Source organism: Methylophilaceae bacterium (assembly GCA_018398995.1).
Taxonomy (GTDB): Bacteria; Pseudomonadota; Gammaproteobacteria; order Burkholderiales; family Methylophilaceae.
In genome coordinates, this window is the sequence record CP073759.1 from 957,454 (window position 1) to 973,084 (window position 15,631).

14 protein-coding genes and 1 pseudogene are annotated in these 15,631 nt (G+C 43.2%); 10 read left to right on the plus strand and 5 right to left on the minus strand.

What is annotated here, in order from left to right; genetic code table 11:
* Positions 1-612, minus strand: a complete 612-nt coding sequence (gmk, locus tag KFB94_04990; protein QVL46444.1) for a guanylate kinase — start codon at positions 610-612, stop codon at positions 1-3.
* Between the two features lie 42 nt (positions 613-654).
* Positions 655-1,518, minus strand: coding sequence for a YicC family protein (locus KFB94_04995; protein QVL46445.1), 864 nt, complete (start codon positions 1,516-1,518; stop codon positions 655-657).
* Between the two features lie 130 nt (positions 1,519-1,648).
* Between KFB94_04995 and KFB94_05000 the strand changes: the two genes are divergently transcribed.
* The 7 genes from KFB94_05000 (at position 1,649) to KFB94_05030 (ending at position 9,356) form a co-directional block, all read left to right on the plus strand.
* On the plus strand, positions 1,649-2,596 hold the full coding sequence (locus KFB94_05000) for a serine/threonine protein kinase (GenBank protein ID QVL46446.1): 948 nt from the start codon (positions 1,649-1,651) through the stop codon (positions 2,594-2,596).
* Positions 2,597-2,598: 2 nt separating this feature from the next.
* Entirely contained in the window at positions 2,599-3,528 is a 930-nt protein-coding gene (locus KFB94_05005) for a serine/threonine-protein phosphatase (protein QVL46447.1), read from the plus strand.
* A 57-nt stretch (positions 3,529-3,585) separates the two neighbouring features.
* Complete coding sequence (gene rph / locus KFB94_05010; GenBank protein ID QVL46448.1) at positions 3,586-4,314, plus strand: ribonuclease PH; 729 nt, start codon at positions 3,586-3,588, stop codon at positions 4,312-4,314.
* A 6-nt stretch (positions 4,315-4,320) separates the two neighbouring features.
* Entirely contained in the window at positions 4,321-4,917 is a 597-nt protein-coding gene (gene rdgB / locus KFB94_05015) for an RdgB/HAM1 family non-canonical purine NTP pyrophosphatase (GenBank protein QVL46449.1), read from the plus strand.
* 16 nt (positions 4,918-4,933) lie between these two features.
* Positions 4,934-5,152: a hypothetical protein gene (locus KFB94_05020; GenBank protein QVL46450.1), complete on the plus strand. Its 219-nt coding sequence runs from the start codon at positions 4,934-4,936 to the stop codon at positions 5,150-5,152.
* Positions 5,153-5,546: 394 nt separating this feature from the next.
* Entirely contained in the window at positions 5,547-7,367 is a 1,821-nt protein-coding gene (gene recQ, locus KFB94_05025) for a DNA helicase RecQ (GenBank protein ID QVL46451.1), read from the plus strand.
* Positions 7,368-8,378: 1,011 nt separating this feature from the next.
* Positions 8,379-9,356 carry an IS110 family transposase gene (locus KFB94_05030; GenBank protein ID QVL46452.1) on the plus strand — a complete coding sequence of 326 codons (978 nt, stop codon included), beginning with the start codon at positions 8,379-8,381 and terminating at the stop codon, positions 9,354-9,356.
* Between the two features lie 40 nt (positions 9,357-9,396).
* On the opposite strand, the gene KFB94_05035 is transcribed toward KFB94_05030, so the two are convergent.
* Positions 9,397-10,392: a DUF2971 domain-containing protein gene (locus KFB94_05035; GenBank protein QVL46453.1), complete on the minus strand. Its 996-nt coding sequence runs from the start codon at positions 10,390-10,392 to the stop codon at positions 9,397-9,399.
* Positions 10,393-10,651: 259 nt separating this feature from the next.
* On the opposite strand from KFB94_05035, the gene KFB94_05040 reads away from it, so the two are divergent.
* Positions 10,652-11,872, plus strand: coding sequence for an oxygen-independent coproporphyrinogen III oxidase-like protein (locus tag KFB94_05040; protein QVL46454.1), 1,221 nt, complete (start codon positions 10,652-10,654; stop codon positions 11,870-11,872).
* Between the two features lie 16 nt (positions 11,873-11,888).
* Here the strand turns inward: KFB94_05040 and KFB94_05045 are convergent, their stop codons facing one another.
* Positions 11,889-12,416 (minus strand): hypothetical protein, encoded by a 528-nt coding sequence (locus KFB94_05045; protein QVL46455.1) that lies wholly within the window; start codon positions 12,414-12,416, stop codon positions 11,889-11,891.
* An 11-nt stretch (positions 12,417-12,427) separates the two neighbouring features.
* A complete protein-coding gene (gene argH / locus KFB94_05050; protein QVL46456.1) occupies positions 12,428-13,846 on the minus strand; it encodes an argininosuccinate lyase in 1,419 nt (472 codons plus the stop codon).
* A gap of 120 nt (positions 13,847-13,966) precedes the next feature.
* On the opposite strand from argH, the pseudogene KFB94_05055 reads away from it, so the two are divergent.
* Both KFB94_05055 and KFB94_05060 read left to right on the plus strand, forming a co-directional pair.
* Positions 13,967-14,959: pseudogene (locus KFB94_05055) on the plus strand (histidine kinase).
* Complete coding sequence (locus KFB94_05060; GenBank protein ID QVL46457.1) at positions 14,959-15,621, plus strand: response regulator transcription factor; 663 nt, start codon at positions 14,959-14,961, stop codon at positions 15,619-15,621. Before KFB94_05055 ends, KFB94_05060 begins: the two are co-directional and overlap by 1 nt.
* Positions 15,622-15,631: the final 10 nt, after the last annotated feature.

Genomic DNA, 15,631 nt, shown 5'->3' on the forward strand with positions numbered 1-15,631 from the left:
TTAAATCAGTGTTTGAATTAACGCGCTATGGCGCTTTAGTTGTGTCTCTGTTTTTAGTCGTTGCGCTTGAATAATCGCAATCAAGTCTTGCAAAGCAAGATCAAATCGATCATTGATTGTAACATAGTCGAACGCCACTAAGTGACGCATTTCTTCACGCGCCGCCGCCAAGCGCTCGGCAATGACGGCTTCACTATCTTGTGCTCTATTCTTTAGGCGTTGCGCTAAAGTTTCAATAGAAGGGGGCAGTATAAAAATACTCACCGCCTCTGGAAATAACTGTTTGACTTGTGCAGCGCCTTGCCAATCAATTTCCAAAATCACATCGTCACCCGCTGCTAAAGCAGCCTTTACCGACCGCTCAGAAGTGCCATAACGCGCGCTGTGCACTGTTGCACTTTCTAAAAATCCACCCGCTTCAAAAATTGCTAAAAACGCTTCTTCATTCACAAAATGATAATCCACACCATCTTGTTCACTTGGTCGCGGTTTTCTTGTGGTATGAGAAATAGAGAGTCGCACACGCATCTCTTTTGCCAACAACGCTTTTACCAAACTGGTTTTACCTGCACCAGATGCAGCAGTAATAATAAATAAGTTACCTGAAATCATGCGTCTATTTTAGTTGATTTTATGGGTAAAGATGACGAAATATTATTCTATGTTCTGAATCTGCTCACGCATTTGCTCAATCAAAACTTTCAATTGCATGGAAATTTGTGTGGTTTCAATTGCAACCGATTTAGCGCCTAATGTATTCGCTTCGCGGTTCATTTCTTGCATTAAGAAATCCAATTGCTTACCAACCATGCCGCCTGTAGATAAAAGACGCTTCACTTCATGCACATGAGCATCCAAACGCGATAACTCTTCATCGACATGAATACGCTGGGTGTATAGGATGATTTCTTGACGGATACGTTCTTCGTCATGACTTAATTGCGCCTCATATAATTTTGCTAGCAGTCTATCTTGATGCGCCTTTACCATGGTTGGCAACATCGGCTTCACCGTCACAATCAGCGATTCAATTTCTGTTAAACGGGCAAGAATTATGGCTTTTAATTGTTCACCCTCACGCGCTCTGGCTGCAATTAAATTGTCCAATGCAATAGTTAGCACCGCTATGCTATCTTGAGTTAAAGCATCGCCGTCTAATACCGGGGTCACCATCACACCTGGCATACGCAAAACATCGATTACATTCACTGCTTGGCTAGCTGGAAAGTAATCAGCCGCCGCTTCAACCGATGCAGCAATCTGTTGCAGAACCGCATGATTCAGCTCAATCGTTTCTTGGTCCACTGGCTTAGATAAATGCAGGCGACACTCAACTTTGCCACGACCCAGTTTTTCTTTTAGCAGCTGGCGCACTTGTGCTTCTAGTGCTCGAAAACTATCGTCTATCTTGAGCTGCAGCTCAAGATAGCGTTGATTAACGGAGCGCAACTCCACTTGCAATACGCCATTATTGGTATTGCGCTCATGTGATGCGTAGCCTGTCATACTGGTAATCATGTCGGTTTATTCAAAAAAAGATTTCAATCTTAAAGTAAATACTGATAATTGTATCAAATCCAGTTGATTTCATGAGAAAATGTCTAGCACTTTATGATGGGTAATATCTTATTTCAACACAATAATTAACATGGAAAAAGCGAATAATCAAACTTTACCCATTGGTTATCAACTACAACACTATACCATCACCAAAGTGTTAAGCACGGGTGGTTTTAGTTTTGTCTATCTTGCACAAGATAGCGATAACAATACGGTTGCCATCAAAGAGTATATGCCAACGGGACTAGCGTTACGCGAGCAGGGCGCCACGGTCATGTTAAGTTCCAATGCTGATGCAACAGCCTTTAAACACGGCCTCAAGTGTTTTTTTGAAGAGGGCTTGGCACTTGCAAAGATTAATCATGAAAATATCGTGCGCGTCACTAACTTCTTTAGAGAAAACAACACGGTTTATATGGTCATGCAATACGAGCGTGGCAGATCGATGCAAGCTTCAATTCTTGCTGAAACCGAGCCAGTCAGCGAGCAGTTTGTACGGCGAGTCTTTGGCGAACTCCTGAATGGATTGAGAGAGGTGCACTCACAAAAACTATTACATCTAGATATTAAACCTGCCAATATTTATATCCGATTAGATGGCTCTCCCGTATTATTAGATTTTGGCTCCGCCAGACAAACATTATCAGAAGCACAATCGAAGTTACCGGCCAGCTTTACTTCAGGATTTGCACCACCAGAACAGTATTACGACCGCAAGAAATTAGGTCCATGGAGTGATATCTACAGCATTGGGGCAAGCATGTATTCTTGCTTATCAAGAGCCGCGCCCATTGCCGCTAATAAACGGCTTAAAAAAGATTTTCTACCGTCCGCCTTTAGTATTGGTGAGGGCATTTATAGTCCTGAGTTACTCGCCATTATTGATAGTTGTTTGCAATTGGATTATTTAGATAGGCCACAAAGGGTATTTGCTTTACAAAAAGCATTAATGAACCCTGCCGCGGCTGCCCAACCTAAAAAATTAACTATTGCTCAAAAAATTCAAGCTGTTTTTAGCAGAGTCCCATTACGATAACGATGAAATTCACGATATATCAACATAGTCGCCAAGGTCAAAGAGCCTACAACGAAGATAGGTTAGCCTACTCCTATAGCAAAGATAGCTTATTACTGGTATTAGCAGATGGCATGGGTGGGCATCGACATGGCGAAATTGCGGCACAACTTGCCATTCAAACCTTAACCGATGCTTTTCAAAGGCTCGCTAGACCCCTGCTTAATAGTCCGGCCAAGTTTTTGACTGATCATATCCAACAGGTACACGATATGATTGAAAATGTCACCGAAAGCCAACAGTTATCTGAGTCGCCGCGCACCACTATTGTCGCTGCCATTATTCAACGCGGCTTTCTGTATTGTGCGCATGCGGGCGATTCTCGTCTATATCATTTTAGAGGCAAGCATTTACTTTTCCGCACTGAAGATCACTCGATTGTGCAATCTTTATACAATCGTGGCCTGATTAGCAAGCATGAAATGGCAACGCATCCCTATAAAAACAAAATTCACAATTGTATCGGTGGTAAAGAGGCAACTAAAATTGATCTTTCAGACAGAATGGAACTCGCAGAAGGGGATACAGTACTACTCTGTACTGATGGGCTTTGGGGCTGTTTAAAAGACGCAGAAATTAAAAAAATCCTCAATACGCATGACAATGTGGCAGAAGCAACAAATGTATTGATGGATGCCGCAGAAAAAGCATCCAATGAGTATGGTGATAATTTGAGCGCGATTACCCTACAATGGGGTGATAAACAATTAAGTGATCATGTTGTGTTTACACAGGCAATGCCCTTTAGTGAAACCACAACGATTATTAATCCTGTCACCTATAGCCCTAGCAATGTGCATCAAGTTGATGATTTTACAGATGATGACATTGAGAAAACCTTAGCCGAGATTCAAGCGGCGCTCAATAGAACCAAACCAAAAAAAGGAATTTAGCGCCCTATCTCTGTTGCATGTTTTATAATAGGCTTTTTTATCAAAAGCTTATCCAACATGCCATCTGTTCATCGCCCCAGCAACCGTGAGAATAATCAATTACGTCAAATTGACATCATTCGACATTACACCAAACATGCAGAAGGTTCAGTCCTGATTAAGTTTGGTGATACACATGTGCTATGCACAGCCAGTGTAGAAGAAAAAGTACCAGGCTTTTTAAAAGGACAAGGACAGGGATGGGTAACAGCAGAGTACGGTATGTTGCCGCGTTCTACAGGTAGCCGCATGCAACGAGAGGCGGCTAAGGGCAAGCAATCTGGCCGCACGCAAGAAATTCAGCGCTTAATAGGTCGAAGCTTGCGCGCGGTAATTGATTTAAAAAAATTGGGTGAGCGCACAATTCATTTTGATTGTGATGTAATTCAAGCTGATGGCGGTACGCGGACCGCTAGCATCACCGGCGCCTATGTTGCTATGCACGACGCCATTACGTATTTACTGAGTAAAAACTTACTCGCAGCATCTCCACTTACCAATGCGGTGGCGGCTGTTTCTGTTGGCGTTTACAAGGGGTCGCCAGTATTAGATTTGGATTATATTGAAGACTCTGATTGTGACACAGACATGAATATTGTCATGACCAGTAGCGGTGGTTTTGTTGAAATTCAAGGTACAGCAGAAGGCGCACCGTTTAGCCGCGAAACCATGACCACCATGACTGATTTGGCAGAGCAGGGCATCAAACAACTACTCGCATTACAAAAACAAGTGTTAGGTATCTAAAACAATATGTTTAAAAAGCTCGTTATCGCCACTGGCAATCAGGGTAAATTGCGCGAAATAGAAGCCATGCTATCCCCGCTGAATATTACCGTTGTGCCGCAGTCCGATTATCATGTAAAAGAATCGCCTGAACCGCATTGTACCTTTATCGAAAATGCGTTGGCTAAAGCGCGGCATGCTAGCCTAGCCACCCATCTACCAGCGCTTGCAGATGATTCTGGCCTGTGTTTAGAAGCGCTCAATGGCGAGCCAGGTGTGCAATCGGCTTACTTTGCTGGCAAACCAAGCAATGATGCTAATAACAACGCGCATTTAATCAATACCTTAAAGCAACATGAAAACCGTTTTGGCTACTATTACTGTTGCTTGGTGCTGGTGCGCCGACACGATGACCCACAGCCGCTCATTGCAGAGGGCGTGTGGCAAGGTAGTATCCTTAAAAAGCCACGTGGTACAAATGGTTTTGGCTACGACTCACTGTTTTTAGATAGCATGACAGGAAAATCTGCTGCAGAATTAAGCACAGAAATTAAAAATAAAATCAGCCACCGTGGTCAAGCATTACGCAAAATGTTGCATCTGATTGAACACTTAACGTATTAAGATACCCAATACCATTATGTCAAAAATAACTTTACCCATTTGGATACGCGATGATAAAAGTATTGTCGCTTGCACCGAAAAAATTCGCGTGATGAAAGAAAACTTTGATGAGATACAACAAATCACGCAAGATGCATTTGAGGATGGCTTGTTAATGGAAGTATCAGAAAAACAAATGCGCGAGGCATTGCACGCGTTGGTGGATAGCCTATTCAATCCTTACGAAAAAAAATAATTTTACATTTTCCTCAAGTTGATAAAAGGCTGGACGATATAAATTCATACTGTAAAACAATCTAAACAACAGTCTGTTTTGCAGTTATTTTTATATTCTAAAAGGAAAAAACGATGAAAAAATTTGCTGCAGTTTTATTTGTACTATTCGCTGTAATGTCAAACGTTGCTATTGCTAGCGACAAAGAGTGCCATCCTGAGAAAGAGCATTGCGAGAAACACTAAATAAGCAATTGTTGGCGGATAAATTCTTTTCCGCCAACAGTGTTTAGCTTATTTCCCAACTTCCTTTTATTTTTCTACTTTTGTAGTTTAAAGTTTGCGTACAATACGCAACATGTTCACACCACTATCAAGTAATCACTCAACAAACAGTACACGCAAAGGGGTCAGTTTTGGCTGACGCTATTCAAATTCTACAAACCACATTTGGATACGACCGCTTTCGAGATAAGCAACAAGCCATAGTCGAACATGTCATTGCAGGGCAAGATGCTTTAGTCCTAATGCCAACAGGTGGTGGCAAATCACTCTGTTATCAAATTCCTGCCATTGCGCGTGATGGATTGGCCATTGTTGTTTCGCCTTTAATTGCGCTCATGCAAGATCAAGTAGAAGCCTTGCAACAATTAGGTGTAAAGGCGGCGTTTTTAAACTCTAGCCTAAGCGCTGAAGATAATCAGCGCATCACCCGCCAAGCATTAGCAGGCGACATTAAAATATTATATGTTGCACCCGAACGGCTTACGGTTAACAGTTTTTTAGGCTTACTAGAAGAAGTAAACACGCACATCGGCTTGGCACTATTTGCCATTGATGAAGCGCATTGTGTATCGCAATGGGGACACGATTTTCGACCTGAATATCGACAATTAACGGTATTGCACAACCGCTTTCCGCATGTGCCAAGAATTGCACTTACTGCCACTGCCGATGCGCCAACCCGCGCAGAAATCATTTCGCAACTGGCATTAGAAAACGCCGCACAATTTGTCTCAAGTTTTGATCGGCACAATATTCGCTATCACGTCACCATTAAAGATAATGCACGTCAGCAATTACTCACGTTTTTAGAACGCGAACACCCTCATGATGCCGGCATTATTTATTGTTTATCGCGTAAAAAAGTCGAAGAAACCGCCGCTTGGCTAAGCGATAAAGGCTGGTCGGCATTGCCTTATCATGCTGGTTTGCCCGCATCAACCCGTGAGCAAAACCAACGGCGCTTTTTGCGCGAAGAAGGCATTATCATGGTGGCAACCATTGCATTTGGCATGGGCATTGATAAACCCAATGTCCGTTTTGTCGCGCACATGGATTTACCCAAAAGCATGGAAGGTTATTATCAAGAAACAGGCCGCGCAGGTCGCGATGGTTTGCCCGCCAACGCATGGATGACATACGGCATGGGTGACGTGGTTTCTATGCGGCAAATGCTCGATAGCGGCGAAGCATCGGAAGAACGCAAACGCTTAGAACAAATGAAACTCAATGCCCTACTCGGCTATTGCGAAGCCACCGCTTGTCGCCACCAAACCATCTTGCGCTATTTTGGCGAAACGCATCCTGGCAACTGTGGCCAATGCGATAACTGCTTAGACCCTGTTGATACTTGGCTAGCCACCGAAGCGGTACAAATGGCACTCTCTTGCGTTTTTCGAACAGGCCAACGCTTTGGCGCAGGGCATTTAATTGATGTGCTCATCGGTAAAAACACACCGCAAATCGAACGCTTTAGCCACCACAACGTAAGCACTTACGGCATCGGCAAAGCGCTCAATCAAGCGCAATGGAGCAGCGTCTATCGCCAACTGATTGCCGCAGGCTTTTTAGAAGCCGATGTTGAGGCCTATGGCGGATTACGCCTAACCGAATCAGCAAGACCAATATTAAAAGGTAAGCAAGAAATTTGGCTACGCCGCGACGCCACCCCAGAAAAACGCGCCAGCAAAGCCGAACGCTCCGCACGCTTAAAAGAAGCCTTTGAAGGCGCCAATGACGACCCATTATGGCTAGCGTTAAAAGCCAAACGCATGGAATTAGCCAAAGAACAAGGTGTACCACCCTATGTCATTTTTCATGATGCCACGCTCATTGAAATCTTGAATCAAAAACCACAAGATTTGAACGCCATGGGGTTGATTAGCGGTGTTGGGCAGGCTAAATTAGAGCGGTATGGGGCAGCGTTTTTGGCAGTGATTGCAGAGATGGATTAAATCAACATTAACGTAAGGTGTACACGCTTGCGGTACGCCGTATGTAATTGTGTGACTTGTCATGCAGCGGACTGTAAACGATTCCGCCCTCCGAGCTAAGTGCATTAGTTATCTCTCTTCTGATAGATTCTTTTTCGCCTTTAGGCGAGTTACTTTCTTTTAACTGCCTGAAAAGAAAGTAACCCAAGAAAACGGCACCCCGTCGCCAAGGCCTTCGGCTTCCCTGTGCTACTCAGCAAGCAAGGCGTCTGCGGAACTCGCCATATAAAAAACCATATGGCTCAAACAGTCCTCGACGAAATCCCCTTGCTTACCTCCGTTGCTCGGCATGGCTAAAGGGGGCGCAACACCTCCTGTATTTGGACGATTGCATCACTGAACAAACATTAAACACCGTCATTCCCGCGAAGGCGGGAATCCAAATTAAATCTTTAAACTCAAATGGATTCCCATTTGCATGGGAATGACGGAAATGTAAATTCCATCCTCGTTGGGTTGTTTTACTGTCCCTTTATCAAGCTGAGTAGCGCAGACAAAATAAGATGAAGGCAAGGACTTGTTTGAGCACCGCGACAGACTACGTTTTGTGTAGTCTGTTAGGGCGAGTTCCGCAGCCGCTTATTTTGTTGAGCAACGCAAGGTACCCGTAGGGCTTGATAGCAGGGTGTCTTTTTCTTTCCCCTATTTCTTTTGGACAAGCAAAAGAAATAGGGTCGCCGTCACGCGAAATGGTTTAAGCAGGCATTTTGCAGAGCAAAAGCTCGCAAAATCGACTTGGTTGGTGCTTAGCATATATTTCATGCGGCGTACCGCAAGCGGGTACGCCCTTGTATTATAACTAGGTGTAATATTTAATTATGTTACACCTGATGAGATGGAGTTGTGTGCGCCCTTGGGTTTTCAAGCCCGTCGCGTAGATAAAGCCCATTTCATCAGTTTTATCCATCTAAGCTCGAACGGTATCCTAGGCACATTTTACAATGTAGCCCGCATTTACAAGGTAGATCAATCATGGACACTATCATTAAAGAAACACACATCTTAGGTATAGACATCGCGAAACATAAGTTTGATGTTGCGTTGATGGTTAAGACTAAATTCAAAAGCAAAGTATTTGAAAATAACCCAGTAGGATGTAATGCATTGGCTGAGTGGTTAAAGAAGCAAAAAGTGATGCATGTACATGCCTGTATGGAAGCCACAGGTGTTTATTGGGAAGCACTTGCTACTTACCTAGCCGATAACGGTCACAAGGTCAGTGTCGTGAATCCAGCCCAAATATCAGCCTATGGTAAAAGCATGTTGCAACGTGGCAAGACTGATTTACAAGATGCGCGTTTAATTGCGCGCTTTTGTGATAGAGAGCAACCTGAGGTTTGGGAGCCATTGCCAGTCAACCAGCGAGAACTGTTGCAATTGATGCGGCAATTGGAGCATTTGAAGGACAGCCATCAGGCTGAGTGTAATCGTTTAAAAACCAGCACAGGCTCAGTCAATGAAAGTATTGCAGCAACAGCTGACTTCCTCGCGTTGCAAATCAAACAACTCACTAAAAAGATAGAGCAGCATATTGACCAAGACCCAACCTTAAAACAAAACCAAACCTTACTAGACTCCATCCCAGGTGTGGGTGATAAAACAGCGCCGTGGCTATTGGCATATCTTGGCACGGGCGAACGTTTTGGCCGTGGCAAACAAGCGGCTGCCTTTGCTGGTTTAAACCCTAGGCCTTGGCAGTCTGGGTCTAGCGTCAAAGGAAGGTCGCGCATTTCAAAGGTAGGCCATGCTGATTTGCGAAAAGTGCTTTTTATGCCGGCATTAGCCACTTATGGGCGTAAGAAAGCGTTTGTGGGGTTTGTTGAAAGGCTAAAAGCGAATGGCAAAGCGCCAAAAGAAATCATCATTGCGCTAATGCGTAAAATTATTACGATTGCTCAAGCTGTGTTGAAATCTCAAACACCATTTAAACCTGAATTACATGCAAATTAACGGATTAATTAGTTGACGGGGCTAACGGTATCTACGTGAACTATAGAGCATAATAGTGCTTCGTGTACTTTGACCAATGCTCAAGGCCAAGGTGATGCTTTGCTTCGTACTGCAGGACGGCCTTGGATGGGTCTATGGTTGATTTCTCAGCTTGAATCAACTCTTCGAAATGGGGATCATTCTCGATTTCCCGCTGTGCAATTTCAACCATGTGTTTCTTAACATTTTCATTTAATGTGGTGAAATACTCCGCCCATTCCACTCTAGCCTTTTCGCCTGTTGGGCTCTTACCAGAAAGTTCCTCTAGAGGCCTTCTTTCTAGCAGATATGTTTCTGGTACTTTGACAATCTCGTAATACTTCGGAACCTTATGTTTTGTGGCTTCGTAGAATTGTTTTCGAACTTCTTCAGGCACCTTTAACCCGAAAGTTATACTTCTTACCGCACGATAATCGTGAGGGATTGGGCCGTGAATATTCTCCAAAAGAATACGAAATTCTTCTTCATAGCTCCACCTCGGAGATTTATGCCCGAGCATTGCTCGAACGGCTTTTTCAGCATTGCCTTGCAAATGTTGCATATCAAGGCTAGGAGGCTTATCTACATAATCCACTCCAAAGCAGTGGAGGTGCTGCTTTGAGCAAAACCGTGTTAATTGAGCAAGGTTGTACTCAATTGCAATGCCACAATGACTTGCAGCGTAGTGCGCCCACATCAATTCATCAGTAACGTTACTCGATAGCGAAAACACACCGCTATTGTCCGTTGACTGACTTATTTGGCGCGCCAAGTCATAAAGTGACTTGGTTAATTCAGTTCGCTCTCCAATACCAACCAAGCCCTGAAGAAATGCTGTGATACCTGCTTGTATCTGATTTTGAAATATCCCTTCGTTTGGATCGTTCAATTTTTCACGGGTCGGCAAATACAAATAACTTTCAGCTATTGGCTCTAGGACCTGATTGACCGAACGCTTATCCAGCTTACCTTCTGAGGTGAGGGAGATAGCCTTATATTTATAATAGTTATCAGACATTTTTGTCTACTAACAGTCTGTTATACAGGATGGTGTCCCGCATAACATTATTATTTGGACGGTTTCCAGCTTAATGGGATTTTTATGCTGGTAGATTTCTGTAAGCTTATGATTTTAAAGGTTTATTGTTATTTCCATTTTTTATTTTTCCTTAAATACTAGATTGAATCCTCAATTTACTAGAATATAAACTGACGCTCAAATTTCATTCAACTCTTTTATCACTAATTTATGCTGCTTAGAAAGCTATAATACCCCCATGATCCCCATTATCCCAGTCGCTGATTTCAACACAATTAACCAACATGCCCCTACCACTGGCAGCCATACCAAATCCGGCCTAAAAAACTCACCGCCTTTATCGCTTTATATTCACATTCCTTGGTGTGTGAAAAAGTGTCCTTATTGCGATTTTAATTCGCATGAGAGTCGGGCGGAGATTCCTGAACAACGATATGTAGCAGCGTTGATTGCGGATTTGGAGCAGTCTGTACCGCGGGTATATGGGCGCAAAATTCGGAGTGTGTTTTTTGGTGGTGGCACGCCGAGTTTGTTTAGCCCTGATTCTATTGCAGAAATACTGAGCGCGGTGAATATGTTGACGCCTTTAGAGTATGCGGCGGAGGTGACTTTAGAGGCGAATCCTGGCACGGTGGATACGGCGCATTTTGCGGGGTATAAAGCGGCTGGGGTGAATCGGGTTTCTTTGGGCATACAAAGCTTTAATGCAGATTATTTACAAGCATTGGGCAGAATTCATGATGACAAACAGGCGATTGCGGCGGCAGAGCTGGCTTTAGCCACTTTTGACCGTGTGAATTTGGATGTAATGTATGGTTTGCCAAAACAATCGTTGGCGCATGCTTTGCAAGATGCGCAACAGGCGGTTGCGCTAAAGCCTGATCATTTGTCGTTTTATCATTTAACGTTAGAACCGAATACACCTTTTTATCGCACGCCGCCGAGTTTGCCGAATGATGATGTAAGTGCGCAGATGCAAGAGGAAATAGAGCATCTCTTGGCGGAAAATGGTTATGTGCATTATGAAACGTCTGCTTTTTGTCTGCCAAAATCGCAAGCGCGGCATAACTTAAATTATTGGTCGTTTGGCGATTATTTGGGCATTGGTGCTGGGGCGCATAGCAAGCTGAGTTATCACGATAAAATCACGCGCGAGACACGGCATAAACACCCCAAAGCCTTTATGGAAAACGCGGAAGCGGGCAATGCGGTTGATAGCACCTTGCTTATTGCTCAAGCAGATCTTGGCTTTGAATTTATGATGAATGCCTTGCGATTAACGGAAGGTTTTGATGCCGATTTGTTTCAGGAGCGGACAGGATTGCCTTTAATCACCATTGCCAAACGCTTGAAACTAGCTGAGGAAAAAGGCTTGATTACGCGAGACGCGCAACAGATTAAACCAACATTATTGGGGCAACGCTTTTTAAATGATTTGCTGGCGATTTTTTTAGAGTAGCAACTAACGCGAGAGATTAGCTTTGTGGTGCGCCACCAGCGGATTGATTATTAATTGTAATTTGACTGAGTGTATCTAATTGTTGTTTTAATTGATTCACTTTATCTTCTAGAACTTTAAGGTGTGCATTTTTTTCTGCAATTGCTGAGTCTAAGGCTTGTTTTTTCCCTGTTAACTCTTGCTCATCCAAAATAAGCTGTTTACTCATTTTACTTGAACGCTTACTTTTTTTGACGCCAGTGCCCCTTACTGAGAGTGATTTAAGAGTTGGAATCACAATTTGGGTTGAGGTTGGATAACGTGCATTGGCATCGGCATACATTTGCGTCTCTTGATTGAGTTGCTGGGTTTTGGCGATAAACACACGTTGCATAGCAGCGCTTTTGGGATAAAACATGGCTGCTAGCTCGATTAAACTTTCATTCGGCTGCATTTCCCATTGCATGGTTTCTTGGGCATTGGCTACTTTAGTTTGCGTGATACTCAAACTAAAGCAGATAAGTATTATCAATAATAATGGCAATTGAATTGTTTTTATCAGCATATTATGCGCCTTTAAGAATGAATCGTTTTTTTAGCCTTTACAATCGCTTGCAATACTTGTTGTGGCGATGTGCCACCAACATGATTGCGACTAGCAACCGAACCTTCTAATGTTAATACAGAAAAGACATCTTCTGTGATGGTTGGGCTAAATATTTGTAGTTCGCTCAAACTGAGCTCAGATAAATCGCAACGTTTTTGCATGGCTTGTTTCACTGCCAACGCCACTACTTCATGTGCGTCTCTAAATGGCATGCCTTTTTTAACCAAGTAATCGGCCAAATCAGTTGCCGTGGCATAACCTTCAAAAGCAGCTTGGCGCATATTGTCTTTATGAACAGTAATGCCGCGCATCATATCGGCATAAATTTCCAGGGTGACCAATAGCGTATCTGCCGTATCAAACAGCGGCTCTTTATCTTCTTGATTGTCTTTATTATAAGCCAGTGGCTGACCTTTCATCAGGGTTAATAACGCCACCAAGTGTCCATTCACACGACCTGTTTTGCCGCGCACCAGCTCAGGCACATCTGGATTTTTCTTTTGCGGCATAATGCTAGAGCCCGTGCAGAAGCGATCGGCAATTTCTACAAAAGCGAAACGTGGCGAGCTCCATAAAATAAGCTCTTCAGAAAGACGTGATAAATGCGTCATCACTAGCGCACTGCAAGCGGTAAATTCAATAGCAAAATCACGGTCTGAAACCGCATCTAAAGAGTTTTGACAAATACCTTCAAAACCTAATAATGTTGCCACCATTTCACGGTCAATTGGATAGCTAGTGCCCGCCAAAGCCGCAGCACCCAATGGCAGCTGATTCATGCGTTTTCTGCAATCGGCAAACCGCGATGCATCGCGGTTGAGCATTTCATAATAGGCCAACAAATGATGGCCAAAGGTCACAGGTTGCGCTACTTGCAAATGGGTAAAGCCTGGCATGATGGTATCTGCATGTTGCTCGGCCAAATCTAGCAGACTCATTTGTAGCTTTTTAATGGCAACAATTTCATCATCACACACGGCGCGCAAATAAAGTCTGATATCGGTTGCTACTTGGTCATTTCTGCTGCGGCCGGTGTGTAAGCGCTTACCTGCATCACCAATTTTATCAGTTAATGCTTTTTCAATATTCAGATGGACATCTTCAAGATCCAATAACCATTCAAACTTGCCCGCTTGAATATCTTGTTTAATCTCAGCTAAACCTTTTTCAATTGCTGTTAAATCATCTGCTGAAATAATCTGCTGCGCCGCTAGCATTTGCGCATGTGCAATTGAGCCTTGAATATCAAATTCGGCTAGGCGTTTATCGAAATCAACAGAAGCCGTGTAGCGTTTCACCAGCTCGGCCACCGGTTCGTTAAAACGCCCAGACCACGCTTGTGATTTTGCATTGAGGGATGATGTTGTCTGTTTAGTATGTTCTGACACAGTTTAGCTAGCTTTATGGTTGGTTATGGTTGTTGAAAAATGGTTTAATAATAATACACTTACAGGTAAGATTCATAGACATTTTAACTGAGAACGCACTATGAGTAAAAGCGAGCAATGGTGAGTAAAAATACACAGTTACCCAATTTGCAAAATTTAGGCATTTTGCTACGCATTTTAGTGGGTGTGAATGTGCTAACTATGCTGGCTGCGGTGTTAATCAGCGCACAATTACATGCGTTTGTATCGATACTCACCGAGCTTTCAACGGTGGTGCAACCTGTGCTGTTACTCAGCATTTTTGTGCTTTACCTGCTCTATCCCCTATTAAAAAAACGCAGTTATTGGCAAAGTGTTGTTATTATTTTGGGTGTAGTCACGGTAGTTGCCGCTTTAATTTCTGCACTGTTTACGCAATTCTTCTTTTTTGAATTCAATACAGCCGTTTATCGCACAACAATACTTAGCATAGCAACCGCGGCTGCCATGCTTTATTATTTTGAATTACGGCAACGTGCCTATTCACCTGCGATTACAGAAGCCCGTTTACAAGCTTTGCAAGCGCGTATTCGTCCACACTTTTTGTTTAATAGTATTAATGCCGTGCTGTCTTTAATTCGTAGCCAACCCAAACGCGCAGAAACAGCTTTGGAAGATATGGCTGATTTATTTCGGGTTTTAATGGCAGAAAACCGTGATTTAGTGCCACTAGAAAAAGAAATTGCGCTTTGCAAACAATATTTACACATTGAAAACTTGCGTATGTAAGAACGTTTGCGGGTTAACTGGCAAGTCGATGATATCACTGCACATGCGTTGGTACCGCCATTGATTTTACAACCGTTGATCGAAAATGCGGTTTATCATGGCATCGAACCCATTGCAGAAGGCGGCGAGATTACAGTCGTGATAACATACATAGCGAATGAACTACGCATCAAAATGAGTAATCCATACCGTGCCAACAGCAATCATCATACGGGTAACAAAATGGCTTTAAATAATATTAAAGAGCGGCTAGCACTGCACTTTGATTAAGAAGCGTCTATCCTTCATCAAATCAAGAATGGTCAATATGTTGTCTCCATTCGTATCCCTTATGTAACGCCATAATGCCGCCATCATTAACCATATTAATTGCGGATGTAGCGGTGATTGCTGAAGCTAAGAATGGCAAAGAAGCGGTACAGTTAGCCACGCAGCAACAACCAGATTTGCTGCTACTTGATATTAGAATGCCACTGATGGACGGGCTTGAGGCGGCACAGCATATGCAAAAATTAATGCCCAGACCACAGATTATTTTTACAACTGCTTATGATGCTTATGCAATTAAAGCATTTGATTTAAACGCCATTGATTATTTGCTTAAACCGATTCGGCTAGAGCGCTTACAAGCAGCGATTGAAAAGGCAAAAGCCATATCAACCCCTGCATTGCAAGCTCTTAAACCATTGCAAAAAACGCGCAGTCATTTAAGCATTCATGAAAGAGGCAGTATTGTCTTAATTCCGATTGAAGACATTATTTATTGCCGTGCTGAACTTAAATATATTACGCTACGCACACAACAAAAAGCATACCTATTAGAAGCAGAGTTTGGTGAGGTATTTATTCGCTTACACCGCAATTGTTTAGTCACACAACGCCATATCAGTGGCTATGAAAAACGTAAGGATGACAGCCATCGTTTGCAATGGCATGCCATTTTAAAAGGCGTCACTGAAACCATTAAGGTCAGTCGTCGACAACAGCATTTAATCCGCAAGCCTTAAATACTGCTGT

What these genes read in the sequence shown, in the direction of transcription:
- KFB94_05035 (QVL46453.1), bottom strand. Translation starts at nt 10,392, where the DNA reads ATGTCTGATAACTATTATAAATATAAGGCTATCTCCCTCACCTCAGAA.
- KFB94_04995 (QVL46445.1), bottom strand. Translation starts at nt 1,518, where the DNA reads ATGATTACCAGTATGACAGGCTACGCATCACATGAGCGCAATACCAAT.
- KFB94_05005 (QVL46447.1), top strand. Translation starts at nt 2,599, where the DNA reads ATGAAATTCACGATATATCAACATAGTCGCCAAGGTCAAAGAGCCTAC.
- KFB94_05045 (QVL46455.1), bottom strand. Translation starts at nt 12,416, where the DNA reads ATGCTGATAAAAACAATTCAATTGCCATTATTATTGATAATACTTATC.
- rdgB (QVL46449.1), top strand. Translation starts at nt 4,321, where the DNA reads ATGTTTAAAAAGCTCGTTATCGCCACTGGCAATCAGGGTAAATTGCGC.
- KFB94_05060 (QVL46457.1), top strand. Translation starts at nt 14,959, where the DNA reads ATGCCGCCATCATTAACCATATTAATTGCGGATGTAGCGGTGATTGCT.
- KFB94_05020 (QVL46450.1), top strand. Translation starts at nt 4,934, where the DNA reads ATGTCAAAAATAACTTTACCCATTTGGATACGCGATGATAAAAGTATT.
- KFB94_05040 (QVL46454.1), top strand. Translation starts at nt 10,652, where the DNA reads ATGATCCCCATTATCCCAGTCGCTGATTTCAACACAATTAACCAACAT.
- rph (QVL46448.1), top strand. Translation starts at nt 3,586, where the DNA reads ATGCCATCTGTTCATCGCCCCAGCAACCGTGAGAATAATCAATTACGT.
- KFB94_05030 (QVL46452.1), top strand. Translation starts at nt 8,379, where the DNA reads ATGGACACTATCATTAAAGAAACACACATCTTAGGTATAGACATCGCG.
- KFB94_05000 (QVL46446.1), top strand. Translation starts at nt 1,649, where the DNA reads ATGGAAAAAGCGAATAATCAAACTTTACCCATTGGTTATCAACTACAA.
- gmk (QVL46444.1), bottom strand. Translation starts at nt 612, where the DNA reads ATGATTTCAGGTAACTTATTTATTATTACTGCTGCATCTGGTGCAGGT.